The organism is Candidatus Nitrospira neomarina, assembly GCF_032051675.1.
Taxonomy (GTDB): Bacteria; Nitrospirota; Nitrospiria; order Nitrospirales; family UBA8639; genus Nitrospira_E; species Nitrospira_E neomarina.
Genome location: NZ_CP116968.1, coordinates 3,588,964 through 3,615,364, shown reverse-complemented (window position 1 = coordinate 3,615,364; position 26,401 = coordinate 3,588,964). Strand labels below are relative to the sequence as shown.

Sequence of the window (26,401 nt, the reverse complement as noted above, 5' to 3'; positions counted from 1 at the left end):
TTTTAGGCTTTGACTGCGTGTGGAAGAAGGAATGTCTGTTGGGTCAAATCCGTCAAACCTTCACGGGCATCACCACGGCTTTGAACGTGGGATTACCCTGCTCCTGAATCAAACACGGGCTTAAGGGTGTTTCCATTTGAAGGGTCAGCGTTTCCGTTTCAATGACGGATAAGACATCCAGGAAATACCTGGCGTTGAAACCCGTGGAAAAACTTTCTCCCACAAATTTAGCCGGGATGTCTTCATCCGCTTCCCCCAAATCCGGGCTTTTTGAAGAAAGATGAATGTGATCGGGATTGATGGACAGTTTCACGGCATGGGCTTTATCTTTCGAAAGGATTGCCACTCTTCGAAGTGCACCCTCCAAATCGGACTTGTTGACAGTAACTTTTTTAGGACTTTCTTTCGGTACCACCTGCTGGTAGTTGGGATAGGTCCCCTCCATAATCCGTGAGGTTAACACCAACCCGCTTTTCCGAAAGATCAACATATTTTTCGTAAACCCAAGGAACGGTTGTTCGTCGTCTTCTTCCAAAAGTCGCCGGATTTCTATGGCGGCTTTTTTGGGAATTATGACCTTAATTTCTGCTGAGGGAATAGCCGCTTTCTCGGGAGTCACTTCCTGCTCAGCCCAGGCTAATCGATGTCCGTCGGTTCCCACCAAACGAAGCGTCACTGTGGCTCCCGAAGGAATCAGGGTGAGAAGAAGACCGTTTAACACATAACGTGTATCTTTTTCCCCCACGGCAAAGACGGTCTTTTTCAGAAGCTGCAACAGTCCCTGCGCGGGGAGTGCCATCAACCCTTCCCGCTCAATAGTTGGAAGGGCAGGGTAATCCTTACTGGGTAAGCCCACCACACGAAATTGGCTTTTTCCAGCTTTCACGGTCACCCAATTATTGTCCCCTACGACCAATTCAATGTCGGAATGTCGGATTTCTTTCAAAATATCGAAAAGCGTTCGTGCGGAAAATGTGACAGACCCGGGCTCATGGACCGTGGCTTTATAGAGACCTCTCATGCCAATTTCTAAATCAGTGGCCACAATGTCCAGCCCTTCCGGCTTGGCCTCCAACAGAATATTCGCCAGGATAGGCATGGTATTCCGCTTCTCCACCACTCCCTGCACGCGTTGGAGTGCGGTTAACAAATCCTCCCTGGTTATTTGAATTTTCATAGGTGTCCTATAAACGGTGGTGTTATCCCTTGCCGATTTCTTCTTTCAGGCTTTCGATTGTGGCTCGAAGAGTGGAATCCGTTTCCTGAGCCTTCTGCATTTGCTTACAAGCATGAATAATGGTTGTATGGTCTTTCCCCCCAAAGTCTCTTCCTATTTCCGGAAAGGAGGAGTCTGTCATATCCCGGCTGAGGAACATCGCAATTTGGCGAGGAAACACTAAGGTTTTCGTTCGTCGTTTCGACTTCAAGTCGGATATCTTGACATGGAACCGATTCGCGACCACTTCTTGTATATCCTCAGTTGTGATCACCTTCCGTTTTCCACCAAGAAGATCACGGAGGATGTGTTTAGCCATGTCCGCCGTGATTTTTTGACCCGTCAAAGATGCATAGGCACCAAGTCGAATCAGTGCCCCTTCAATTTCACGAATATTGCTTTTTAAGTTCGCCGCCAACAACTGGATGACTTCCTCATTGATGGCAATACCTTCTTCCTCCGATTTTTTTCGGAGAATGGCGATTCGAGTCTCGACATCAGGTGGTTGAAGGTCGGCAATCAGTCCCCACTCAAAGCGCGACCGAAGCCGCTCTTCCATTGAAGGCATTTCTTTGGGAAACCGATCACTCGACAATACGATCTGTTTTCCAGCTTCATAGAGAGAATTAAATGTGTGAAAAAATTCCTCTTGTGTCCGTTCTTTCCCTGCTAAAAATTGGATATCATCAATGAGCAGCATGTCCACGTTTCTGTATCGCCTTCTCAATTCAATCATTTTGTCATAGCGGATGGAGTTTATAACCTCATTGGTGAATTGCTCGGTCGTGACATACGCAATACGGAGATCGCCATGATCAGCAATATAATTTCCTATCGAGTTGAGAAGATGCGTTTTCCCTAACCCCACCCCGCCATAAATGAATAACGGGTTATACGCTTTCGCAGGTGATTCTGCGACAGCGAGACAAGCGGCATGTGCAAATTGATTACTCGCTCCCACAACAAAGTTTTTAAAGGTATATTTGGGGTTGGGAAGAGGTTGACGTCTCACTCGTTGAAGTTGAGCGGGCACCCGGTTTTCTCGAACTCCTGTTTTGAGCTGAGGCGATGGCTCTCCGTCTCCATCCTGCTCTTTCATCACAAAAATAATCTCTGCCGGATTCACCCCCTCGACATGGTGAAAGGCCTCTTTGAGTAAATCTTTATAGTTTCTGCCTAACCATTCTCCAAAAAATCTATTTGGCACACGGATATGCACTTGATCTTCCGTAAGACTCTCCAAAATCAAAGGTTGAAACCATGTTTCAATGGTGTCATCTCCCACCCGAGGGCTGACAAAATTCAACACGTCAACCCAAACTTTATCATTGTTAATATTAGGTAAATTCAACTTATTCACAATATTATTCACAGATGTTAATAGTAACGGCCCTGAGTATGAGTCTGCCCTATCTTATTAGACACTCTCTAATTCCTATCAACACCCTCTACCATAAACTTCATGCCCTCTATCCACAACTTCCACGACGATAAATTAAAACCTCAAACCACTTTCTTTACCCACATTCAGAGGAGTTTGAAATTCCAAAAGTCGTTATCCCCACTATTCCCTATCCCTACTACCACTACTCCTACTATTTCTTTGTCTTCTTTTATAACAAAGAAGAAGAGGGATAGTTATATCACCAAAGCCAAATCCGCCAAAAATATTTTTTCCAAAAAACCCTGATAGGAAATTGGCTCATATGATCTGGAATCTTCTTCTCTTTCTCCTTCATTGCATAAAACACAAACATTGGAGGTCGGAACATGCTGTAAATCCAGTCCATTTTGAAGAAGCAACACAGTTGGATCCATTTCCGATACAGCGGAATCTGTTTCCGGAATGAACGTATTCCAGTCGTACTTGTTTTTCGTACAGATATATAAAATGTTTCTCATTGGGGGCACCGTTAAAAGGTTAAAACGCGATCAGCATGAGAAACGAGTGAAGCTATTTGAGATGGAGACGATTCTTGAATGGTAAATTTCTGATCAAGGGCAAAGGTCTCCCCGCTTCCTATAGGGACCACAATCGGCAATTCCAAATTTTTGATAGCCGGGAGATATTTTTCCAGAATTTCGCCATCAGGAAGGTCATCGGCCTCATCGGAAATTAACTGTCTGGCATTTTCTAAAAGAATAATCTTTATCGGATTGGGACCTGTAGATAATCCCAACGCAATTCGCATAGCTTCAGAGGCCCGATGAGTGCGGGTGGGGTCTTCTTGAATAAGGATAACCAGATTTTTTGGCATCCCTTATTGATACCTTGGATGAATACGTAAAATGCTGGGTTTGTTAATGAAATTTATGGAGGATAGTTTTTGAATAAAAAAATATCGTTTCCTATTGAAAAATAAGAAAAAAACCCTAACATCAGGTAGAAAAAATGTCAAGAAAAAACCCAAGAAATCTTGTCCCACTTTTTATGAGGCTAAGGATTGAATTTTTTGAGAAATTTCTTTCAGCTTCACGGATTCCTGGGCTTTGGTCGTCATGTTCCGAATGATGGCCGTTTCTGAGCGGGCTTCATCGTCCCCAAGAATAATGGCATAACCGGCTCCAAGTTTATCCGCGGATCGAAGGAGCGATTTTAAATTGACGCTTTTATAGTCTGTGTCTGCCCGTATGCCTAGCTCTCTTAGTTCGTTGAGAAGATTAAAAGCTATGGGTTTCGCTTCCTTTCCAAACCCTGCCACAAAAAATAAAGGAATTTTGGGGGGGGATATTTGTTCAGGAAGAAGGAGAGCCACTCTTTCCAGTCCGACGGCAAATCCGATAGCAGGAGTGGACGGCCCCTGGAGTAGGGCGACTAATCCATCATAGCGGCCTCCAGCCCCAATGGTGCTCTGAGCCCCTAAATGTGGAGAAGTGATTTCAAAGGTCGTGCGTGAGTAATAATCCAGGCCTCTCACCAAACGGTAGTTCAAGGAATACGGAATGTCTATGGAAGTGAGTCCATCGAGGACGCTTTGAAAATGAGCGGCCGATTCGGGGGAGAGGTGGTCGAAAAGAGTGGGCGCGTCCTTTGTCGCTTCCTGACAAATCGGGACCTTACAGTCGAGAATCCGTAAGGGATTCGTCGTGTACCGACGCTGGCAGTTACCGCAAATCATTTCTAATCTAGAAGAAATGAACTGTTTGAGTTCCCGAATATAGTTTTCACGATCTTGAGTATTGCCAATCGAATTCATTTGCAAAGTGAGATCTTGAAGTCCCAGCGAACAAAAAAACCTCCATAAAAGGGCAATGACTTCGACATCCATGAAAGGGTCTTCAGTCCCGAACGCTTCAACCCCAAATTGGTGAAATTGCCGGTACCGACCAGCTTGCGGTCGTTCATGACGGAACATCGGGCCAAGATAATACAATTTTCGAGTAGAGGGTGATTCTAGAAGGTGGTGCTCCAACACAGCTCGCACCACCCCCGCCGTACCCTCAGGACGTAACGTTAGAGAACTCCCATCTCGATCAGGAAAGGTATACATCTCTTTCTCTACAATATCGGTTTCTCCTCCAATACTCCTGGCATAGAGTTCAGTGGACTCGAATATAGGAATACGTATTTCAGAAAAACCTGATTGGGCAGCAAGGGTATGGGCCAATGTTTCCATATAGCGCCATTGCGGGGTTTGTTGAGGCAAAATGTCCTTAAGACCCTTAATGGAGCGTAACACGGTCAGCCTTATTCTGTTGAAGAAAATATTGGGGAAAAGAGAATCCGACTATATCTTTCCGCCAGAATCCAGTCAACGAATCTGGGTTGGTGTGTCAGTTTAGAAGGGAGAAAATACGTTTGACTCTTGATCTTTCCCCCCATAAAATGGCGTGTTCATAAGAAATTGGCTAAAAGGAGAACAATGCCGTGTCAATGACCTATCGACAGCCCTCTAATTTAAAGAGAAAACGAGATCATGGCTTTAGGAAGCGCATGAGCACTAAGAATGGGAGAAAGGTCCTTGCCCGTCGACGAAAGAAGGGCAGGTACCGCTTGACGGTTTCTGATGAGTAAGGGGAGGGCTTCCCGTTTTTTTTAAAGAAAAAATACGAATATGATGGAGTGAAGGCCAATGGGTCTGTTGTGCGGAACCCATTTTTTACCCTCCTTGTTAGTCGTGTACCCAATCATGACCCGTCTCGGATAGGAATCGTCGTCGGTCGACGAGTGGGCAAAGCCGTCACGAGAAATCGGCTGAAACGGATCTTTCGTGAACTCGTTAGAGAATCGCAATCTGGAATGGCCGGCGGTTTTCATTGCATCGTGTACCCAAAAATCATGGTTTTGGGTGCGAAGTATCAGAAGATTGGGGAAATCTGGAAGAACACCTTAGCCAAAGTCGGTCTTCTTTAAAAATAATGATGGCCTCGATTCTGAAAAAAATAATTGCAGTCTACCAATATGGGGTTTCCCCGTTCATGGGAACCTGTTGCCGTTTTGAACCGACATGTTCTCATTATGGCCTTGAGGCTATCCATAAACATGGCGCGATGAAAGGTGTGGTCCTAATGGCTGGTCGAATTCTCAAGTGTCATCCATTCCATCCTGGGGGGCTGGATCCGGTTCCCTGAACACTGAATATTTTGCCTCCGTTTGATTGTTAATTACCACCAGCTTTATGGGACTCACGAGTTAGAAAAATGGAAAAGCGCGTCGTCCTTTTCCTTGTTCTTTCCCTAGGGATTATCTTTGGGTATGACCTGCTCCTGAAGGAGTTGGGATATTCTCCATTCTCTACCAGTCCGATCATCGACCAAGAGGTTACAACCACTTTGCCGCAAAAAGGGGCGGATGCTGAGACCACCACCTCTTCTTCTTTATCTGAACCCTCTTCGATATCCTCCTCTATTCCTTCTGCTGAGCCATTGCTTACTGAAGAGATCGTCGTCGTTGAAACCCCGCTTTTTCGAGCTGATATTTCCGGTCAAGGAGGAGTCATCACCTCCTGGGAGTTAAAAAAATATCTCACTCAGACAGAGGCGAATGTTCCCGTTCAATTGGTATATCCAAATGGACAGTTTCCCGAGCCACTCACGGTGCAGGTCAAGGGAAACGAAGAGGAGACTCGGGGTCTTCGTCAGGGGAACTTTCAGATCCAAAAGGATTTTAACGAATTAGATGAATCGCATCCCACCGGTAAAGTGCTCTTAACCCATTCGTCTTCTGAATCCGATCTGTGGCTCCAAAAGGAACTCACATTTCATTACGATTCCTATGTGGTGGATATCATTATTCGCACCAGGGGGATTTCAAATGACATCGATGTGCTTTTGGGCACCAATTTTGGTGTGGTGGAATGGGGTCAGGGATTCATTGGATTACTGGGATCTGCCTGGATGGTCGGGAATGAAATGGAAAAATTGTCTCCCGATGCAGATGCTCCGATCCTGCGACGCGATGGTCCTGTCAGGTGGTTAGCCCTTCAGGATAAATATTTTATGAGTGTGTTTATCCCGGAAAATGCGAACGGCCTGTATTCTAAGCTTGAAACCGAAATGGTTGTCTCTGCTGGCATGTCTCTTCCGGGGGGATCTGGGGAACAAGTCCATAAGACAAAATTGTACGCTGGTCCCAAAAAATACGATGTCCTCAAGTCTTTCGAAATCGGGTTGGAAGATACCATTGATTTTGGATGGTTTATTTATGGCAGTTGGAGCATTGTGAAAGCCGTGGCGAAGCCGCTGTTTTCAGTTTTACGGTTCATCTATGACTATACCCATAATTATGGAGTGGCCATTATTTTACTGACCGTAGGGATTAAATTGTTATTTGTTCCCTTGCAATACAAAAGTTATAAATCAATGCAAGGGATGCAAACCATCCAACCCAAGGTTCTGGCACTACAGGAGAAATTTAAAGATAACAAGGAAAAACTCAACCAGGAGCTGATGAAGCTCTATAAAGAGCATAAAGTGAATCCCGTCGGTGGATGCCTTCCCATGGTGTTGCAGATGCCGGTGTTTGTTGCCCTCTTTAACATTTTGTATATGACGATCGATCTCCGCCAGGCCCCCTTTATGCTGTGGGTTACAGACCTTTCTGCCCAAGATCCGTATTATGTGCTGCCTGTGCTGATGGGGATTTCGATGGTCGTCCAACAAAAAATTATGCCCACCACGATGGACCCCACTCAGGCGAAAATGATGATGATTCTTCCCGTAGGGTTGACCTTTTTGTTTATAACCTTTCCCGCAGGTTTGGTGTTATATTGGGTCACCAATAATGTGCTGACCGTGACTCAGCAGTTTGTCACCGACAGGTATATATTGAAAAAACCGAGAGGTGGGTCTACGGATCAATCTCCCAAAGGGAGCGAACCTGCTTTGGAAACCGGAAAAAAGAAACGTTCGTCATCTCCCTCGGGCTCTTCCTCTAAATCCTAATCCTGCCTCGGTCTAAACTTATGGGCTCTTTAGACGACACCATCTGTGCCGTAGCCACCCCCATGGGCGAAGGGGGAGTGGGGATCGTTCGAGTCAGTGGAACTCACGCCCTACCTGTTGCCTCGAGTATTCTTCGATTACGCTCCGGTAAACCTCTTGAACAGATCAAGCCCTACCAGTTGTACCTTGGGCAATTTGTTTGGAACCCTCGTGAACATGGGGAAATTGTGGGAAGAGAGATTCCCTCGGCATTGGATGAGGTCCTGGTAGTCACGATGCGAGCCCCACGATCCTATACGGGAGAAGATGTCGTTGAAGTACATGCCCATGGAGGGCCGGTCATCGTGAACGCCATTTGCGAAGCCTTAACCCAGGCTGGCGCCAGATTGGCTGAACCTGGGGAGTTTACGAAGCGGAGTTTTTTGAACGGTCGGATGGATTTAACACAAGCGGAAGGGGTCTTAGATACCATACGCGCCAATTCTCTTCAAAGTTTAAGAATAGCCCAGGAGCACCTACAGGGGAGGCTATCTATGGTCATCCAACATCAACGGGACCGTCTCGTGAAACTGGTTGCCCACTTGGAAGCCGGAATGGATTTTGTGGATGATGATATCCAGTTTATTGACCAGAGCGAGCTCAAGCATACTACACAGGAGGTCTTGCGAGAAATCTTCCGACTATTGGAATCCGCCGAAGAGGGCCGAATGATTCGAGAAGGCATTCGCACGGTCATTATCGGGCGACCCAATGTAGGAAAGTCCAGTTTGTTAAATGGCATACTGGGAACCAATCGAGCTATTGTATCTCATATTCCTGGGACCACGCGTGATGTACTCGAAGAGGCTATTATGGTCGAAGGAGTCATGATACGGCTCTTTGATACTGCCGGATTACGAGAAACGACGGATGAATTAGAAAATGAAGGAATGAATCGCGCTACTCAGGCCATTGAAGAAGCGGACGTGTTGATCATGGCATTTGATCGAAGCTCAACACTTAATGAAAAAGACTTATTTTTTATTGAAAGATATTATGAAAAACCCTGCGTTATGGTGCTCAATAAAATCGATTTACCGCCCAAATTTTCTCAGAAAGAACTGCAGGGTATTGTCAGCCAACCAAAAAAAAATTCTGAAAATAGTTCTGGGGGAGGGAAGAGGTATGTCGAAGTCTCTGCTTTAAGCGGCGAAGGACTTGATAATTTGAAACAAGCCATCAAAAGCCTGGCTGTTGGTCGCCAATTTGAGGCCGGTGATTCAGTGCTCGTCTCACGGCTGAGACATAAAACCCTACTTCAGAATGCGGGAGAGTCCTTGAAAAACGCTTTATTGGCCATAGATGATGGGCTTTCAGCCGAATGTGTTGCATTAGAATTACGGATGGCTCTGAATGCTCTTGGAGAAATTGTCGGTGCAATCACGAATGAGGATATTTTGGATCAAATCTTTCGAGAATTTTGCATTGGGAAGTAAAAATCATACCTGGAAAATTTTTCATAACACTACGGATGAGAACCAATGAGTATGGAATGTGACATTGTCGTCGTCGGAGGAGGTCATGCCGGGTGTGAGGCTGCCCTTGCGGCCGCCAGGATGGGATGTAGGGTGGTGATGCTAACCATTGATTCCAAAAAAATCGCCACGATGCCATGTAATCCCGCCGTCGGAGGGATTGGGAAGGGCCATCTCGTCAAGGAAATCGATGCTCTTGGTGGAGAAATAGGATGGAACACCGACCAATCCGGCATTCAATTCCGTGTGCTCAATATGCGGAAAGGACCGGCCGTGCGTGCCACGCGAGTCCAGTGTGACAAACAGCTTTATGCCAATCGCATGCAGGAGACGGTAAGCAGACAAGATAATCTATCAATGATTCAAGGCACGGTTAATCGGATTTTGACACAGGGCGGGGCGGTCAATGGTGTCATGACCAATAGCGGGGAAACTATTTTCACAAAAGCGGTTGTCCTGACATCGGGGACCTTTTTGAAGGGTCTGATGCATATTGGGTTGAATCATCTTCCAGGCGGGCGAGCCGGTGAGCCCTCTGCAGAGAATCTATCGGATTGCATGAGAGATTTTGGGTTTGAAATCGGGCGATTAAAAACAGGAACCCCTCCGAGGATAGATAGAGATTCAATAGATTTCAGCGTCATGATTCCGCAGCCTGGGGATTCGGTTCCTCGACCATTTTCTATGCGAACCACTCACATTCCCAACCCACAAATTCAATGCCATATTACCTATACGAATGAGGAAACTCATCGAATTATAAGAGAAAATCTTGATAGATCACCGATGTACTGCGGAATCATTGAGTCAACAGGGCCGCGCTATTGCCCCTCGATTGAAGATAAAGTGGTCCGGTTTTCTGACAAAAACAGACATCAGATTTTCATGGAACCTGAAACCCTTGAGTCACGCTCATTCTACCCCAATGGGATTTCTACCAGCCTGCCGGTGGACGTACAGCAGGCCTTTGTTCGAACGATACCGGGTCTTGAGCGGGCGGTTTTTCTTAGACCAGGCTATGCCATTGAATATGATTACTTCCCCCCACGACAGCTTCATGAAACCTTGGAAACCAAACTTGTTAAAGGACTCTTTCATGCCGGGCAAATAAATGGGACATCTGGCTACGAAGAAGCTGCGGCGCAGGGAATTATGGCGGGAATTAACGCTGCTCTTCAGGTGAAGGGTGAGAATCCGCTTATTTTAGATAGGTCACAGGCGTATATTGGTGTATTAATTGATGATTTAATCACAAAAGATGCACGTGAACCCTATAGAATGTTTACCTCAAGAGCTGAGTATCGTTTGCTTTTAAGAGAGGATAATGCTGACTTCCGTTTAACGGAGCATGGATATCGTATCGGGCTTGTGCCTGAGAGAACTTTCAATACCTTTCAGGAAAAAAAGGGAAAGATCGAGCGGGAAATACAGAGACTTCATTCCACTGCTCCAAGATCATCAGGTTTGGTCCTTGAGGGCATGATTCCAATGGAAAGCTTTGCCCCCAATTCGTCGCTCGCACAACTTCTTCGAAGGCCTGAAGTCTCATATCATCATTTGGCTCAGTTTATAAATGGAACAAAAGAGGATAATCCTGACGTCATCGAGGCTATTGAAATAACCATCAAGTATGAGGGGTATATTAAGCGGCAGGAACAACTCATTGGACAATTTAAAAAGCTTGAGCATCGCCATGTTCCAGAAAACTTTAACTATGATGATATCAAAGGGTTTTCACATGAAGTTATTGAAAAACTCAAGAAAGTGCGCCCTTCATCAATCGGTCAGGCTTCACGAATTTCTGGAATGACTCCTGCCGCCATGTCCCTTCTCCTTGTTGCCGTGGAAAAACATAAAAAGGCCAGCTAGTTTTTATTGGCTTATCTTCAGCCACCCTATGGTTTTGATTCTTTTGCTTTTTAATTTAAAAATCCCATGAAATTTCTTTATTTTATGTTTCATGAAAAATGAGATGTTCCACGTGGAACAAAGCGATCAACCTTTTAATTTTCTAGAACATTTCATTCAGGGAGCTCACAAGCTGGGGCTTTCATTTTCTGAGGAAATACTTTGGAAATTTGGTCTGTATTATGATGAATTGCGTCGCTGGGACCGTTCAATTAATCTGACAGGTCTTCGCACAGACAGCGAGCGGACCATTTTGTTATTTGTCGATTCGTTGGCGGGACATTTGGTGCTTGGAAATAATCCTGATGTCAAGATTGTTGATATTGGAACGGGTGGTGGTTTCCCTGGCATACCACTTAAGTTGGCTTTGCCTGCTCTTGATGTTGTATTAATGGAACCCAGATCTAATAAGATAGCTTTCCTCCATAACATAATTGGGAAGCTTAATTTGCCAAAAATTTCTGTTCTACCACGGCGGTTGGAAGACTTTGATTCTAGGGCGGTGCATGAAGAAAAGTGTAATGTCGCCATTTGTAAAGGAGTTAATGTAGACCACGTCCTGCCGCATCTTGACCGTATTTTGAAAAAAGATGGAAAACTAGTTGTATTTCGTTCGAAAAATATTGACAATCATTCTCGACTCAAGGGGATGCTAGTGTTTGAAGAATTTTCCTATGATTTACCGTTTGGGTATGGAAGCCGTGTCTTGTCGGTTTTGAAATATAAATCATAAGCAGCAATAACCATGTTCCACGTGGAACGATTGCTCATAATGATGTTTATTTGATTATGTTGAAGCAGACCATTGCTATTGCCAATCAGAAAGGCGGGGTTGGAAAAACCACGACGTCTATCAATCTGGGCGCGGCTTTGGCTATATCTGGAAAATCTGTTTTATTGATTGATTTGGACCCACAGGCTAATGCGACTAGCGGTTTGTCAATTGACCCTCAAGGCGCAACTATTTATGAATGCTTAATGGATAGGCGCTTGGTTGATAGCGTAATTTTACCTACTAATATAAATGGATTTAGTGTGGTGGCCTCAAAGGGCGATTTGGTCGGTGCGGAAATTGAACTGTCCAATCTACAGGACCGTCAAACTATTCTGAAAAATGTGTTGGATGGAGTTGTGGACTTTGATTTTATCATCATTGATTGTCCGCCTGCCTTCGGTCTTTTGACCATCAATGCTCTTGTTGCGGCCTCTGACCTGATCATTCCCGTGCAATGTGAGTATTATGCCATGGAAGGATTGGGTCGTTTATTGGGAAATGTCGAAAGAATTCGGGAGTCATTTAATCCGGAGCTCGCTATTCAAGGCATTGTGTTGACGATGTATGATTCAAGAATTAATCTTTCGCGGCAGGTGCAAGATGAAATTCGAGGATTTTTTGCAGATAAAGTCTTTCAGACTGTTATCCCAAGGAATGTGGCATTGGCTGAAGCACCGAGTCATGGGAAGGCGGTTTTATCCTATAATGCCGCGTCTAGTGGAGCCAAGGCCTATCTTGACCTCGCCAAGGAGATTTTGAGGAATGGAAAAGAAAGCGTTAGGTAAAGGGCTACAGGCCCTACTTCCTGAAAAAAAGACTCTTGTCTGGAAAGTGGAGCAGGATGGTCAAGCGGTCTCCATGATACCACTGGACCAGATTCTCCCGAACCGCTACCAGCCCAGAACGACATTTTTGGAGGCGGAATTAGATGAATTAGCGCAATCCGTCAAAGAGCATGGCGTACTGCAGCCGATTGTGGTCAGGAGAAAAGGCGATGGCATGTACGAACTGATTGCCGGGGAGCGCCGGTTTCGAGCGGCAAAAATTGCCGGGCTGCAAACCATTCCTGTCCTAGTGAGGAATTCCAACGATGAAAAGGCCTTGGCGATTGCGCTGGTAGAAAATATTCAACGTGAAAATCTCAATCCCATGGAGGAGGCTAAGGCCTATTCCCGATTAATGGGGGAATTCGGTCTAACTCAGGATCTGGTTTCACGCTCTGTGGGTAAGGATCGTTCCTCCATCGCGAATATTGTGAGGCTGCTCACGCTGCCAAAGGATGTCCAAGAGTACATTGAGGCGGGAGTCATCAGTCTAGGGCACGCGAAGGTATTAGCGGGCCTGCCTACTCCAGCAGCACAAATCCAGGTTGCAAGGAAAATTGTTTCCGAGCAACTCTCTGTTCGCCAAATTGAGCAGATAATTTCCGTGCAGAGAAAAGGTAAAGGGTCCAAATCGAAAAAAGAGGAACCCAATAGGTTTCGAAACCTGGAAGAGCAATTTCGAAAACGCTTGGGTACTAAAGTCCAGGTGAAGGCGGGAGTCAGGGGAGGGCAGGTCGTCATCCATTATTTTTCCGATGATGAACTGGATCGGATTGCTTCATTGGTTATGGAATAGAATTTGAATAATCCAACGGATGGCTTCTGAGCGAATGGGCCCTCCTTTAAGATGTTATAGGATCATGATGATGACAAATGGTGGAGCTAATATTACCGGGTATCGAGTCAGTCATGAAGAAATTGGAGCACACAGTTATCGAGGAGGGAGAGGCTCATGTTTTTCAAAAAAAGCGAAGAAAGCACTCAGGATATGGGAGAAATGAGTCAAGATCAGGAGAAGGAATCAGCCGTGGTGGACAGTCCGGTGACTTCAGCCAGTCAGCAGGAATCAGGCGATATTATCGCCTTTGTTGGTGAAGAGGTGACCTTTAAAGGAACCATTCGGTATCAGGGCACGGTACGGGTGGATGGCCGACTGGAGGGTGAAATTTATACCGACGGCAATTTGATTATTGGGCAAAAAGCGGTCATCGCTGCCAAGATTCATGCAGGAACCATTATGTGTCAGGGACAATTGACAGGGGATGTCGAAGCCAGGCATCGCGTTAAATTGTTATCCCCAGCTGTCTTTGAAGGGACAATTACCTCCCCCCTTCTTTCGATGGATGAGGGAGTGGTGTTTAATGGGACCTGCAATATGCCCCAAAAAATAGAGCGAAAAGGCAAAGAAGCCAAACTTGTGATTTCGGTAGAAGAAGCCGTGAAGGTGAAATAAATGCAATCTCTGCAAAAAATAGGCGGCTAGTTCCCAGTTGGACATGGAGATCCTAGCGTGCAACTTGAGGGCTCTTTACTGGATGAGAGGAGGAATGATTTATGTGGGGTGAAAAAGAAAAGAAAAAGGAATTAGGATTTGGGCAGGAATTTTATACATTTCTGGGGAAGGGTGTTGATTTTAAGGGCAAGGCTCAATTTGAGGGCACGGTGCGTGTGGATGGTAACTTTGAAGGGGAAATCACAATTGATGATACCCTCATCATTGGTGAAAGTGCCGTGATCAAAGGGACTATCACAGGTGGAACCATTGTGAACAGCGGCCGAATTGAGGGTGTGATTACCGCAAAATCAAAAATCCAACTCCTCAAGCCGGCGGTGCTCATTGGTGATGTCCATACCCCTATTTTTGCCATGGAAGAAGGCGTGTATTTCCAAGGGGAATGCGATATGGGTTCCGCTCCAAAATTAGAAGCGCCCATGGACCATAAGATCCTCTCCAATGGACAAGGGAAGACGATTCCCAAGGTTGAGCAAAAATTAGAAAAAAAATTAGAAACAGAGCCGTTGAGTCGCTAATGCCTGCCTCTGATTCAAAAAGGGTTGTCCTGGGCATGAGTGGCGGTGTGGATAGCTCCGTGGCTGCCAAATTATTGAAGCAGCAGGGCTACGAAGTTATCGGGGTCACTCTGAAAGTCTGGGAGGAAGAAGATGACACCTCCGTTTCCAAGCGTTGGCAGGAACGGGGATGCTGTAAAGTGGGAATAGCCAGACATGTGGCAGAATTATTAGGGATCTCTCACAGGGTCATCGATACCCGTGAACGTTTTCAAAAGGGAGTCATTGAGGATTTCATTGGGGGGTATCTCCAGGGAACCACGCCTAATCCCTGTGTTCGGTGTAATGAACGAGTGAAATTTGGAGGTCTCTTCCAGGTGGCCGATGAACTTGGAGCTGACTATATTGCGACCGGCCACTATGCCAATATCAAACACGATGAAGGAGGGACCCCTCTCCTGGTTCGTGGGAAGGATACCAAAAAAGACCAATCATATTTTCTGTATCGAATACCGCCCAGTTGGCTCTCAAAAATGATGTTTCCTTTAGGGCACATGGAAAAACCTGACGTCTGGAGGGAAGCGGAGGCTATGGGCCTGCCGGTAGACGAACTCAAAGAAAGCCAGGAAATTTGCTTTGTGACGCAGGGTGATTACCGACAATTTCTCAAGCAGCATGCACCACAGGCTTCGAGTCCCGGTACGTTTGTGGATGAAAATGGCAAAGAGCTTGGCCAGCATCAAGGCGTGGCCTTTTATACGCCCGGCCAACGAAAAGGATTGGGTATTGCCGGAGGAAGCCGTTTGTATGTGCAGCGCGTGCTTCCAGACATGAATATGGTGGTCCTGGGTCCTGCCGAAGATTTGGATTCCAGGGAATGCCTGGTTGCAGACTTGAATATTTTCTCTCCAGAGTCATTGCAGCATGCAAACAAAATTGATGTGAAATTTCGTTATAGTTCCCCACCAGTCCCAGCTACGTACCGATGGTCAGATTCCACTTCGATCACAATAACGTTTGATGAGCCTGTTCGGGCTTTGAGTCCTGGCCAGTCAGCGGTTTTTTATCTTGGAGATCGTGTATTAGGAGGTGGAATTATTCAAGGGCCAACCCCCAAGAAAAATATTCAGATGTGCGAAGAAACCAACTTAGCTGCGCGCCCCCACCGATAATGGGGAATTAGAAAAAATTCCCTTTACATCCGGTCTTTCCGGTTGACAGGCTGCATCACTCATGCTAGTTTCACCCGCTTAACACACGCCCAATTCCGTTCAACACGTGGCTGCCTGGAATCTCTGTAAACTGTGAATAAAAGCACCATTGGGCGCCGATACGCATCGGCGCTTTTCCAACTGCTCGATAAATCGGGTATTGAACCCGCACGAAGTGCCTTAAGCGCATTGCAACAAGGCTTGGAAGAAACCCCTGCCCTGAAGCATGTCCTCGCTTCACCAGTCTTTAATTTTGAGGAAAAACAGGCTGTCCTGAATGAATTGAGTCAAAGGATGGAGGCCCCTCCGGTCATGCGGGATTTCCTCACTCAACTTTTGAAAAAGAATCGAGCCATGTTGTTGCCTGAAATTTCAGAGGCCTTTGTGGAATTGGCCGATCAACAACAGGGAGTTCAGCAAGCCTGGGTGGGCTCGGCCAAACCATTACAAGCGGCCGAGAAAGAACAGATCAAGCAAGACTTGTCTCAAACGCTACACCATGGAGTCGAAGTGGCTTTTGAGGTAGATCCCCATCTTATTGCGGGATTGAGAATAAAAATTGGCAGCCGGGTATTTGATAATACGGTATCGGGTCGACTAGCCGGTATGCACGATCAGTTGACGAAGGGATAATCCATGCAGATCAAAGCAGAAGAAATCAGCTCCATCATTAAGGAAAAAATCAAAGGATTTGAGCAACGGGTTGATGTCAAAGAAATGGGCTACGTCATCCAGGTGGGTGACAATATCGCCAAGGTTTATGGTTTGGAAGGGGCGATGGCAGGAGAGTTGTTGGAATTTCCTGGTGGAGTGTACGGAGTGGCTTTGAACTTGGAAGAAGATAGTGTCGGAGCGGTGCTCCTGGGCGAAGATGTGGGAATTCGTGAAGGAGATCCGGTGAAACGCACCGGACGAATTGCCGAGGTCCCGGTTGGGGAGGCACTGGTGGGTCGTGTTGTGGATGCCATCGGGAAGCCCATTGATGGGAAGGGTCCAATCAATACCACGGAGACACGCCTTATCGAAATTCGGGCACCTGGTGTGGTTGATCGGCAATCGGTGGGAGAGCCGCTTCAAACGGGGCTCAAAGCCATTGATGCCATGATTCCGGTCGGTCGAGGTCAACGGGAGTTAATTATTGGAGACCGTCAGACCGGGAAAACCGCTATTGCGGTTGACACTATCATCAATCAAAAAGGCCTGGGTGTGTTTTGTTTTTACGTGGCCATCGGGCAAAAACGATCGACGGTAGCTCGAGTGGTGAAAACCCTTGAGGATCATGGAGCTATGGAATACACCACTGTGGTGTCCGCCACCGCTAGCGATTCGGCATCGTTGCAATTTTTTGCACCGTATGCCGGCGTGACCATGGCCGAATATTTCCGTGACAATGGGAAGCATGCGCTTATCGTGTATGACGATTTGTCCAAACATGCCACCGCCTACCGCCAGCTTTCTCTGCTTCTTCGACGTCCACCAGGACGTGAAGCCTATCCGGGCGATGTGTTCTTTTTGCATTCCCGGTTATTAGAGCGGGCCGCGAAGATGAGTGATGAAAAAGGCGCCGGCAGTTTGACGGCATTGCCGATTATCGAAACGCAGGCAGGTGACGTCTCCGCCTATATTCCCACAAATGTGATTTCTATTACTGATGGACAGATCTATCTGGCAGCTGACCTGTTCTATTCCGGTATTCGGCCGGCGATTAACGTTGGGCTATCAGTTTCCCGGGTTGGAGGGGCTGCGCAAATTAAAACGATGAAGCAGGTGGCTGGAACTCTCCGGCTCGATTTGGCGCAGTATCGGGAAATGGCAGCCTTTGCGCAATTTGGCAGTGAATTGGATAAAGCTACGCAAGCTCAATTGGCTAGAGGTGCGCGCATGGTCGAACTGCTGAAACAGGAACAGTATAAACCGCTGGCTGTGGCCGATCAGGTGTTGTCAATTTATGCCGGGGTGAACGGGTTTCTTGATAATGTTCCTGTAAATAAAATCCGGGAGTTTGAGCAAGGTCTGTTAGCCTATATTAAAGAAAAACACCCCAATGTGCGAGAAGAGATCGTGACCAAAAAGAAGATTGATGAGGAATTTGGGGGTAAGTTAAAAAGCATCATTTCCGAATTTAAACAGTCCAAAGGCTACGATCAAGCCGGGTAAAGTTTTTTTGTTATGCCAAGTCTTCAAAGTCTCCGACGAAAAATTGCGTCCGTCAAAAACACGCAGAAGATAACCAAAGCCATGAAAATGGTTTCTGCGGCTAAGTTGAAGCGCGCGCAGGATCGTATTTTAGCGGCTAGGCCCTATTCCCATCAGTTACGAGAAGTCATGGGGAACCTGAGCGATCGGGTTAATCGGGCCTCTCATCCTCTTCTGCAGCGACGTGACGGGAATACGACCGAACTTCTGGTGGTTACAAGCGACCGCGGGCTTTGCGGGGCCTTTAATACCAATATTCTCCGGCAGGCCGTTGAATTTTTGGAGGAGCAGACCAGCCAGGGAAAACAAGTCTCGGTCAGTTTGGCCGGAAGGAAGTCTATTGATTTTTTCAGACGACGCCCTTGGAAAATTCGTCAACAATGGGGAGGAGTCTTTGATCGGCTCAGTTTTGAGCATGCCCTGGATATCGGGCAAAACATTGTGTCCCAATATTATGAAGGCACCTTTGATCAACTGTATGTGGTCTATAACGAATTTAAATCGGTCATGCAGCAGCAGGTGATCGTTGAAAAGCTGCTACCCATTGAATCGGTCCAAGAACCTGGTGAAAGGGAGATGCCGGCGACGGCTGGGAGTTATCTCTATGAACCCGATGAAAATGAATTGTTAGCCACCTTATTGCCTAAGCATTTTGAAATACAGACGTATCGAGTCTTATTAGAGTCGGCTGCCGCGGAACAGGCTGCACGAATGACGGCCATGGATGGGGCCACACGGAATGCCGGAGAATTAATCAAAAAGGTCACCTTATTTTATAACAAAACACGTCAGGCCGCGATTACCAAAGAATTGATGGATATCGTGGGAGGCGCAGAGGCCCTGAAATAAATCGAAGGTTGATCATGGCCGGGCACGGGGTACCGTGTACCGTTCACCAATCTTTTTCAACCAAGGAGACTATGGTGGGTACGGATGTCGGAAATGGAAGAGTCATTCAAGTCATTGGACCGGTGGTGGACGTGGAGTTTCCTCCAGGGAAACTTCCTCATATTTTTAATGCCATAACGATCACTCATCGCTCGGGAGATCAGAGCGGACAGTCGGACATCCAGGTTACATTGGAAGTGGCCCAGCACCTTGGGGAAAACCGGGTAAGAGCCGTGGCAATGTCTTCGACCGATGGATTGGTCCGTGGTTTAGAGGTGAAAGATACCGGTGCGGCGATTTCTGTTCCCGTTGGACGGGAAACCCTCGGACGGGTCGTCAATGTTTTGGGGGATCCTGTTGATGGCTTCGGTGCGGTCAAAACGGAAAAACGGTGGTCCATTCACCGTCCAGCCCCTGCGTTAGAGGACCAGGAAACCAAAACCGAAATATTGGAAACTGGAATTAAAGTCATCGACCTGTTGGAGCCCTATGCCAAAGGGGGAAAGGTCGGGTTGTTCGGTGGTGCCGGCGTAGGTAAAACCGTCATCATCATGGAACTTATCAATAATATCGCCCTTCACCATGGCGGGTTTTCAGTTTTTGCCGGAGTCGGTGAACGGACTCGTGAAGGTAATGATCTTTGGCATGAAATGCAGGAGTCCAAGGTCATTGATCCTCATGATTTTTCAAAATCAAAAGCCGCCTTGGTTTATGGGCAAATGAATGAGCCACCAGGAGCTCGCCTCAGGGTAGGCCTCACCGGACTGACTATCGCCGAATATTTCCGCGATGAGGAGCATCAGGACGTTCTGCTTTTTGTCGACAACATCTTCCGATTTACTCAAGCCGGATCCGAGGTATCTGCCTTGCTCGGTCGAATGCCATCAGCCGTGGGGTATCAACCGACGTTGGGGACGGAGATGGGGACTTTACAAGAACGGATCACATCGACCAAGAAGGGATCCATCACTTCGGTTCAAGCGATTTATGTGCCGGCTGATGACTTGACTGACCCAGCCCCGGCAACGGCGTTTGCCCATTTGGATGCCACCACGGTGTTGTCACGCCAATTGGCCGAGTTGGGCATCTATCCTGCGGTCGATCCATTGGATTCCACATCAAGAATTTTAGATCCCCATATTTTGGGTGACGAGCATTACCAGGTAGTGCAACGGGTACAAGGCACTTTGCAACGGTATAAAGATCTTCAAGATATCATCGCCATCTTAGGCATGGACGAATTATCCGAAGACGACAAGCAAACGGTGGCCAGGGCGAGGAAACTTCAACGGTTTCTCTCTCAGCCCTTCCACGTGGCAGAAGCCTTTACCGGTTCCCCAGGGAAATATGTGAAACTCGTTGATACTGTTCGAAGCTTCAAAGAAATCGTGGATGGTAAATACGATGATCTTCCAGAGCAAGCCTTTTATATGGTTGGGCCAATCGAAGAAGCCATCGAAAAAGCTGAAAAACTCGGATACAAACGCTAATGGCAGGTGCTGGTGTGGCGACGTCATCAGGGAAAATTCTTTTAGAGGTGGTCACCCCCGATCACCGTTTGATCAGTAAGGAAGTCGACTACGTGTCTGCTCCTGGGAGTGAGGGAGATTTCGGTGTCCTGCCTGGCCATTGTCATTTTCTGACTACCTTGCGAATTGGCGAACTTCAATACCGTATTGGTGAACAGACTGAATACATGGCTGTGCTCTGGGGGTTTGCTGAAGTGACGCCGACCAAGGTGACGATTCTGGCCGAAATTGCCGAAAAGGCTGAAGACATTAATGTAGAACGGGCCGAGGATGCCGTTCGAAAAGCGGAAGAACGTCTGGAGCGTGGCGGGTTACCCTCAGAAGTTGAGGAAGCTCGCGTCAGCTTGGAAAAGGCCCGCCTCCGGCAGAAAATTGCCGGTCGGCACCGCCAACAGGCCGGTTCTCGTCTTATATAAAGTAATCGATCGACCCGTTTTTTTATCTGCTATGCCGCATGTCGCTACGCGGACGGAGTTCATCGTCACCGCAGGCGAATCACCCAAACGCCTTGATCATTTTCTTGCCAATCGCGAACCCTATTTTTCTCGAACAGCCCTCCAACGATTAATTGAAGACGGCCATATTACCGTGGGTGGTCAGGTTGTGAAACCCAGCCACAAGGTCAGGCCTGGTGATTGCGTTGTGCTGGTCGTACCGCGTCCAGAGCCCGTGGCGATCAATCCTGAACCAATTCCCCTTATCATCCTCTATGAAGATGAATCCCTATTGGTTCTCAACAAACCGGCCGGCCTTGTGGTTCATCCGGCTCCGGGTCATTGGACCGGGACCTTGGTTAATGCGCTCCTGCATCACATGCAAAGCGGGGAAGGGCATCTTTCCACTATTGGAGGAAAGGAACGTCCGGGGTTGGTGCATCGACTTGACAAGGAAACGACCGGGATCTTAGTCGTGGCGAAAAATGATCAGGCTCACCGGATATTAGCGGGACAATTCAAAGCCCACTCCATTATTCGGGTCTATGAGGCGTTTGTGTGGGAAGGGCCAAAAACACGGGAAGGCCGGATTGAGTTGTCGATTGGAAGAGATACCAAAGACCGGAAAACATTTTCCGCACGCACAACCAATCCCAGGGAGTCGCTGACCAGTTACCGGGTGAAAGAACGATTTGGGGCAGCGGCGGCACATGTGGAATTATTCCCTGGCACAGGACGCACGCATCAGTTACGAGTTCACCTCAAGGCTATCGGATGTCCGATCTTGGGTGACCAAACCTATGGAGGGAAAAAAGTTATGGATGTTGGGGGAATTGGCATTCCCCGTGTGATGTTGCATGCCAAAGTTCTTGGTTTCGTCCATCCTGTTTCTCACAAAATGGTGACATTTTCAGCGGAGTTGCCGGAAGATATGATGACCGTACTGAATGCCTTGAAGGGTAAGGAAGACGAATGATTGTCTTGACAAGCAGGCAAGCGATTGGAGTAGATTTCAAGATATGAATAAAGAGGCAAAACTGGAACCCGGGCAGGTGGTTGACACATTAGGAGAACTGATTGCCGGTCTGGCGGCCTTTGCAGCAAAAGTCCCGGCCAAGTCCATGCTGGCATTATCTGGTGGAATTCGTCCAACACCGGAGGCAGTCGATGCGTATGAAACTACGGTCTATCGATTTCGCGACCGAGTGGGAGTCACATACAAAACTCTCCCTCCATTATTTGTCGAATCCTTAGAAGCTTTTGAGGCGGGAAAAGTATTTGATGCCGTGCCTCCCCTGTTGCAATGCGTTGAACAGTTGGTGGAATTGCACAATCAGGAAACTATTAAATTCACTCCACCTCAACAACAACGTCTTCGTGACTATCATCGCCGATTAGAAAGACTTGTGCCTGAAGCCACCCAATCCGAAATCGATCTTCCTACCCCTGAATCGTATTAATCCTTTCATCATAACTGCGCAGGATACCCAAAGCTTACCCAGGGGGAGTTTAGCTGGAAAATAGTCGCAGAGAAATTTCCTCCGGGATTAATCGGAATGGTGCCTCGGTCTTCTTTGGGGCAACTTCATCCTCCCCTCATACTCCCAATTTTTGGACGGAGCTCTATTTCCAAAAATATGAGCGATTTTGGGGCGTCGGTCTACAGGGATTACCAAATGCGAGATCGCTTAATTCTTGGGTGATGAGGTGAATTCTAAAAGGATTTGGGAAAGAGTCGAGCCACGCAAGGATTTTTTATCGCAGAAGGATGGTCGATAGGATCTTTCTTAGAGAAGAGTAATTAATTTAAGTTTGCAGGAACAAGAAACTGAAGACTCGTTCGGAGGATAAGCTGGTTTCCGCTGGAAGAAGGAGGGGAAATTACTCGCCAATTCCTTCCTTTATCCCGTAACCCTTCTGCTATCACAGTCAATTGCGAATACGCATCCTTATCAAGCGCCTTGGCCAGGCTAAGATTGCAAAGGAAGGTCTTACACCCTAAGTGATAAGAATGAAAGACCATCAAACTCAATTCTTTGGCAACTTGTTTATTAAACTGCCCTTGCACATGAAACATGATGGTATCAGAGGCCAACTGTTCGGTACGTATCATTTGATTCCTGACGTTCAGAAATAGGAAAAAGTATCTTGCTCAAGCCCATTTCAACCCAAAAGGAGTTTTCGTGACTATTCCCCAGAGGGGTGGGCCCAGGTGAGCACATGCTTTAATAGGGATATGAAGACGAGGGAACACCCAGGATAGCCTGGCTAAATGAGAGATTGGTTGACGGGAACCTTGGTGGGATGTATAAAGTCAATTCCTCATGCGTCCGTAGCTCAATTGGATAGAGCATCGGCCTTCGGAGCCGAGGGTTGGGGGTTCAAGTCCCTCCGGGCGCACCATTCAGATTTCCCCAGTTTCCTTGATGATGGTAGTTTCCCCACTCCCCATTCGTAGGGCATCATGTGTATACGTAATATCGAAGCCAATCACACACCAGGAAATCCCGATTCTTCTGTTGTATTTTTTCCTTCCTGCTAATGCATGGCATATCTTCAATTAGCGCAAGCATTAAAGTATTGTTGCCCATTCACCAAGTCCGGGTTACTACCCATTTCCGGGATTCGTAGAAATGAGTTGGTCCAAAAGTCGCTTGAGTTAACAAATCCAGGGTTTTTGTTGTAGGGTGTGCCAACGTTTTTTGTCGGTAATGATCATCATGGGCAGTGAAATATCCTCTCTTTTCTAATGAATACCTCCTGGATGGCGTTCCTTGAACGCCCCGCTATCCATATTTCGCTTCTTCTAGTCATTGGTTTTTTGGCATTTAGCTCCAATGCCTCTATTTCTCTGTTCGGGGAAACCGAGGGTTTGTACGCCATTATCACCCACACCATGATGGCGGCTGAGGATTATGTGCATCTTTGGTTGCGGGGAGAGCCGTATTTTAATAAACCGCCTCTTTTCTTTTGGCTACAAGCTGGATTTATTCATAGCTTGGGATGGAGTGAATCCGCGTTACGGTTGCCATCGATTGTATCCAGTTTGGGAACGATGATCACGACCTATTTCTTGGGCCGCTTATTGTTTTCAGAAATGGCAGGATTTTGGGGCGCCCTAGTATGCGCGACCTGTTATGCCGGCTTGTGGTTTGGTCCCTTGGCCATTATCGATCCTGTGTTAACTTTTTGTATGACGTTGGGGATGTATGCCTGGGCTCGAGCATATTTTCAGGAATCATCACAGTGGTGGTATCTAGTCGCCTTTGTGGCGTTGGCGTTGGGTTCGATGGTCAAAACGTTACATGCCCTGGCCTTGCCGGTTCTGGTGATGGGGATATTCTTATGGATGCGCCGTGACCGGCAAGTGTTCCGGGAACCAAAATTTTGGGTCGGAGTCGTGGTGAGTGGCTTGTTACTCGCCGGCTACTACCTGTTACTTGGGCCCGAATTCAGGCAGCACTTTTTCTTTGAAGAAAATCTTAAACGCATGATCAGCGTATCTGGCGATCAACAACATTCTGCGTGGGAGGCGTATTGGGGAAAACGTCCAATTTTTTGGTATGGCCTAGTGATCTGGTTCGATTTTTTCCCCTGGTCGGCCTTACTTCCAGTTGGCCTTTTTCTCCTATGGAAACGTCGTCCCTGGGTTGAGTCGCCGAAAGAATTGTGGGTCTTTCTCTGGGTCGTAGTGTATTTTGTGGCGTTGAGTTTGGCGCCAGAAAAGCATGAACGGTATCTCATGCCTCTCCTGCCGGCATTTGGTTTGTTGGTCGGCTATGTATATCATCGACTGCTGTATGAAGCGCCAGTTTCGGAAGGAAAGGGCATGTTGAGGGGCTTGTTAGCATGTTTGGGTGGCATTTTTGTGGTTTCGGTATTTCTTGGGCCTATACTGTTGCAAAAAAAATGGCATGTCCCATTGGACGTCATTCCTTTGATCCTTCGTGTGGGATTATGCATGTTAGGCCTGATGATGGTTGGACTGGCTGTCAAGAATTATTTGCGAATGGGCCTGGTGGGTGTGGGGGTGTTGGGCGTGGCCCTTATGGTGACGGTGACAGGATTTATTATTCCTGGTATCCAAGCGGAAGGCTCTCCCAGGCTGGCCTTTGACGAAAATCAACGGCGCTTAAATAAACAAACGGATCCCATATCGGTGTTTCAGTCATGGGATTGGCGGGAGGATGAAGATGAATTCTATTGGGACTATCTCCATGGTCGTTCACGAATCGTGGGGGAGGGTCTTGAAGATTCCTTGGCGCTTGAAGAACTGAAGAGAGACGTTCAACAATCAACACGTTTGGTGATGATGACTAAAGACCAGTATCAAGAAATCATTTCCGGTGTCCCGAATTTAACTGCCATTGTGTTGTTTGAGTTCTACCGTTCAAAAAAGAATATTGTGCTTCTTTCTCTCGGTTGGAGAGCGCAACTGGCGGATTCTTGGGAAACCCAAAAACAGTGAATTCAAAAAAGATTGCCAAATGCTGAATTTACCGTAAAATTTAGTATCTGGCCCTTTTTCTGAAGGATTCAGATTAATGACGGGAAGAATAGGACTAAATCGAAATCATGTCAGTCTGTATTCCGGTCCATATTCTTGCCAAACCATTAAAGAAGCAGAAATCATGAACTCTTACCATCGATTAGGCCTATGTCTCCTCATGATTGTGTGTGCATGGTCTTCGCAAGTGGAAGCCAGGGTGCAAATCACAACTATCCCCTATAACCATGGGGAAGTTGCTTTGGAAGGAGTCGTGGCCTGGGATGATGAAATAAAAGGTAAACGTCCGGGAATTTTGGTTGTTCACGAATGGTGGGGGTTAAATGACTATGCCCGAACTCGTGCGGAACAATTGGCGGCCATGGGATATGTGGCGGTGGCCGTAGATATGTATGGTAAGGGTAAAGTGACCACTCATGCCGATACGGCCAGGCAATGGATGCAACAAACCACAGCCAATGTAAAGATGTGGCAGGCCAGGGCGAAAGAGGGATTACGGCTTCTTCAGACTAACTCCCTGGTAGATCAAACCCGTTTAGCAGCTATTGGGTATTGTTTTGGAGGGGCGACGGTTATGCAAATGGTGTATGATGGAGCACCGGTCAAAGGAGTCGTAAGTTTCCATGGGTCGCTCCCTCTTCCGTCCGCATCTTCTGCTATTAAAAGTTCAGTCAAAATTCTCATTGCCCATGGGGAGGCCGATCCCTTTCTTAGCCAAGACCACATTACGAAATTTAAACATGCTTTAGACGAGGCCGGGTTCGATTGGCACATGGTGATTTTTGGAGGGGCCAAACATGGATTCACCAATCCTTCGGCTAATCAATATGAGATGAACGGCGTGCGATATCAGGAGCAAGCTGATCGACGGTCATGGGAGCACATGAAATTGTTTTTTGATGAACTGTTTCGATAAGTAGAATACCTTCGGTAGGAGGTTTTCATTTGATTTCATTTGATCGAAAGGGAAACAGGCAAGAATCGTTGGTAAAGTACTTCTTCATG

At 47.0% G+C, this 26,401-nt stretch carries 27 protein-coding genes and 1 tRNA gene; 22 read left to right on the top strand and 6 right to left on the bottom strand.

Translation table 11 applies throughout. The features are described from left to right. Positions 1-52: 52 nt before the first annotated feature. The 5 genes from dnaN to hisS form a co-directional block, all read right to left on the bottom strand. Complete coding sequence (dnaN, locus tag PQG83_RS15540; RefSeq protein ID WP_312742915.1) at positions 53-1,177, bottom strand: DNA polymerase III subunit beta; 1,125 nt, start codon at positions 1,175-1,177, stop codon at positions 53-55. A gap of 22 nt (positions 1,178-1,199) precedes the next feature. Further along, positions 1,200-2,567: a chromosomal replication initiator protein DnaA gene (gene dnaA / locus PQG83_RS15535; protein WP_376753601.1), complete on the bottom strand. Its 1,368-nt coding sequence runs from the start codon at positions 2,565-2,567 to the stop codon at positions 1,200-1,202. Between the two features lie 287 nt (positions 2,568-2,854). Beyond that, the gene (locus tag PQG83_RS15530; protein ID WP_312742912.1) at positions 2,855-3,118 is read right to left on the bottom strand and encodes a hypothetical protein; all 264 of its coding nucleotides are present in this window, start codon (positions 3,116-3,118) and stop codon (positions 2,855-2,857) included. Positions 3,119-3,129: 11 nt separating this feature from the next. Then, positions 3,130-3,474 (bottom strand): DsrE family protein, encoded by a 345-nt coding sequence (locus tag PQG83_RS15525; RefSeq protein WP_312742910.1) that lies wholly within the window; start codon positions 3,472-3,474, stop codon positions 3,130-3,132. 171 nt (positions 3,475-3,645) lie between these two features. Next, positions 3,646-4,896, bottom strand: a complete 1,251-nt coding sequence (hisS, locus tag PQG83_RS15520; RefSeq protein ID WP_312742908.1) for a histidine--tRNA ligase — start codon at positions 4,894-4,896, stop codon at positions 3,646-3,648. 194 nt (positions 4,897-5,090) lie between these two features. Between hisS and rpmH the strand changes: the two genes are divergently transcribed. The 19 genes from rpmH (at position 5,091) to PQG83_RS15425 (ending at position 22,349) form a co-directional block, all read left to right on the top strand. Next, positions 5,091-5,231, top strand: coding sequence for a 50S ribosomal protein L34 (gene rpmH / locus PQG83_RS15515; protein ID WP_376753392.1), 141 nt, complete (start codon positions 5,091-5,093; stop codon positions 5,229-5,231). 69 nt (positions 5,232-5,300) lie between these two features. Beyond that, complete coding sequence (gene rnpA / locus PQG83_RS15510; RefSeq protein ID WP_376753534.1) at positions 5,301-5,570, top strand: ribonuclease P protein component; 270 nt, start codon at positions 5,301-5,303, stop codon at positions 5,568-5,570. A gap of 8 nt (positions 5,571-5,578) precedes the next feature. Further along, complete coding sequence (gene yidD / locus PQG83_RS15505) at positions 5,579-5,788, top strand: membrane protein insertion efficiency factor YidD (RefSeq protein ID WP_376753600.1); 210 nt, start codon at positions 5,579-5,581, stop codon at positions 5,786-5,788. A 69-nt stretch (positions 5,789-5,857) separates the two neighbouring features. After that, positions 5,858-7,600, top strand: coding sequence for a membrane protein insertase YidC (gene yidC, locus PQG83_RS15500; protein WP_312742904.1), 1,743 nt, complete (start codon positions 5,858-5,860; stop codon positions 7,598-7,600). A 20-nt stretch (positions 7,601-7,620) separates the two neighbouring features. Further along, positions 7,621-9,075, top strand: a complete 1,455-nt coding sequence (gene mnmE / locus PQG83_RS15495) for a tRNA uridine-5-carboxymethylaminomethyl(34) synthesis GTPase MnmE (RefSeq protein WP_312742901.1) — start codon at positions 7,621-7,623, stop codon at positions 9,073-9,075. 45 nt (positions 9,076-9,120) lie between these two features. Next, positions 9,121-10,983 (top strand): tRNA uridine-5-carboxymethylaminomethyl(34) synthesis enzyme MnmG, encoded by a 1,863-nt coding sequence (gene mnmG / locus PQG83_RS15490; RefSeq protein WP_312742899.1) that lies wholly within the window; start codon positions 9,121-9,123, stop codon positions 10,981-10,983. Positions 10,984-11,095: 112 nt separating this feature from the next. After that, positions 11,096-11,755, top strand: coding sequence for a 16S rRNA (guanine(527)-N(7))-methyltransferase RsmG (gene rsmG / locus PQG83_RS15485; protein ID WP_312742897.1), 660 nt, complete (start codon positions 11,096-11,098; stop codon positions 11,753-11,755). 56 nt (positions 11,756-11,811) lie between these two features. After that, positions 11,812-12,582: a ParA family protein gene (locus tag PQG83_RS15480; protein WP_312742894.1), complete on the top strand. Its 771-nt coding sequence runs from the start codon at positions 11,812-11,814 to the stop codon at positions 12,580-12,582. Further along, positions 12,560-13,417, top strand: coding sequence for a ParB/RepB/Spo0J family partition protein (locus PQG83_RS15475; protein ID WP_312742891.1), 858 nt, complete (start codon positions 12,560-12,562; stop codon positions 13,415-13,417). Before PQG83_RS15480 ends, PQG83_RS15475 begins: the two co-directional genes overlap by 23 nt. A gap of 156 nt (positions 13,418-13,573) precedes the next feature. After that, on the top strand, positions 13,574-14,074 hold the full coding sequence (locus PQG83_RS15470) for a bactofilin family protein (protein ID WP_312742888.1): 501 nt from the start codon (positions 13,574-13,576) through the stop codon (positions 14,072-14,074). Positions 14,075-14,175: 101 nt separating this feature from the next. Beyond that, on the top strand, positions 14,176-14,652 hold the full coding sequence (locus PQG83_RS15465; RefSeq protein ID WP_312742886.1) for a bactofilin family protein: 477 nt from the start codon (positions 14,176-14,178) through the stop codon (positions 14,650-14,652). Then, on the top strand, positions 14,652-15,803 hold the full coding sequence (mnmA, locus tag PQG83_RS15460; protein ID WP_312742884.1) for a tRNA 2-thiouridine(34) synthase MnmA: 1,152 nt from the start codon (positions 14,652-14,654) through the stop codon (positions 15,801-15,803). Before PQG83_RS15465 ends, mnmA begins: the two co-directional genes overlap by 1 nt. 132 nt (positions 15,804-15,935) lie before the next feature. Beyond that, entirely contained in the window at positions 15,936-16,475 is a 540-nt protein-coding gene (gene atpH / locus PQG83_RS15455; RefSeq protein WP_312742882.1) for an ATP synthase F1 subunit delta, read from the top strand. Positions 16,476-16,478: 3 nt separating this feature from the next. Continuing rightward, on the top strand, positions 16,479-17,999 hold the full coding sequence (gene atpA, locus PQG83_RS15450; RefSeq protein ID WP_312742881.1) for a F0F1 ATP synthase subunit alpha: 1,521 nt from the start codon (positions 16,479-16,481) through the stop codon (positions 17,997-17,999). 12 nt (positions 18,000-18,011) lie between these two features. Further along, positions 18,012-18,887 (top strand): ATP synthase F1 subunit gamma, encoded by an 876-nt coding sequence (atpG, locus tag PQG83_RS15445; protein WP_312742879.1) that lies wholly within the window; start codon positions 18,012-18,014, stop codon positions 18,885-18,887. 71 nt (positions 18,888-18,958) lie between these two features. Further along, entirely contained in the window at positions 18,959-20,416 is a 1,458-nt protein-coding gene (atpD, locus tag PQG83_RS15440; protein ID WP_312742877.1) for a F0F1 ATP synthase subunit beta, read from the top strand. Positions 20,417-20,430: 14 nt separating this feature from the next. Then, positions 20,431-20,871: a F0F1 ATP synthase subunit epsilon gene (locus PQG83_RS15435; RefSeq protein ID WP_312742875.1), complete on the top strand. Its 441-nt coding sequence runs from the start codon at positions 20,431-20,433 to the stop codon at positions 20,869-20,871. Next, positions 20,828-21,865 (top strand): RluA family pseudouridine synthase, encoded by a 1,038-nt coding sequence (locus tag PQG83_RS15430; protein WP_312742873.1) that lies wholly within the window; start codon positions 20,828-20,830, stop codon positions 21,863-21,865. Before PQG83_RS15435 ends, PQG83_RS15430 begins: the two co-directional genes overlap by 44 nt. A gap of 43 nt (positions 21,866-21,908) precedes the next feature. Beyond that, positions 21,909-22,349 carry a hypothetical protein gene (locus PQG83_RS15425; RefSeq protein WP_312742872.1) on the top strand — a complete coding sequence of 147 codons (441 nt, stop codon included), beginning with the start codon at positions 21,909-21,911 and terminating at the stop codon, positions 22,347-22,349. Positions 22,350-22,690: 341 nt separating this feature from the next. Here PQG83_RS15425 and PQG83_RS15420 read toward each other — a convergent pair whose 3' ends face one another. Continuing rightward, entirely contained in the window at positions 22,691-23,002 is a 312-nt protein-coding gene (locus PQG83_RS15420) for a hypothetical protein (protein ID WP_312742871.1), read from the bottom strand. Positions 23,003-23,215: 213 nt separating this feature from the next. Between PQG83_RS15420 and PQG83_RS15415 the strand changes: the two genes are divergently transcribed. The 3 genes from PQG83_RS15415 (at position 23,216) to PQG83_RS15405 (ending at position 26,312) form a co-directional block, all read left to right on the top strand. Beyond that, positions 23,216-23,292: transfer RNA gene (locus PQG83_RS15415), tRNA-Arg, on the top strand. A gap of 361 nt (positions 23,293-23,653) precedes the next feature. Next, positions 23,654-25,357, top strand: a complete 1,704-nt coding sequence (locus PQG83_RS15410; protein WP_312742869.1) for an ArnT family glycosyltransferase — start codon at positions 23,654-23,656, stop codon at positions 25,355-25,357. A 163-nt stretch (positions 25,358-25,520) separates the two neighbouring features. Continuing rightward, positions 25,521-26,312, top strand: coding sequence for a dienelactone hydrolase family protein (locus tag PQG83_RS15405; RefSeq protein ID WP_312742867.1), 792 nt, complete (start codon positions 25,521-25,523; stop codon positions 26,310-26,312). Positions 26,313-26,401: the final 89 nt, after the last annotated feature.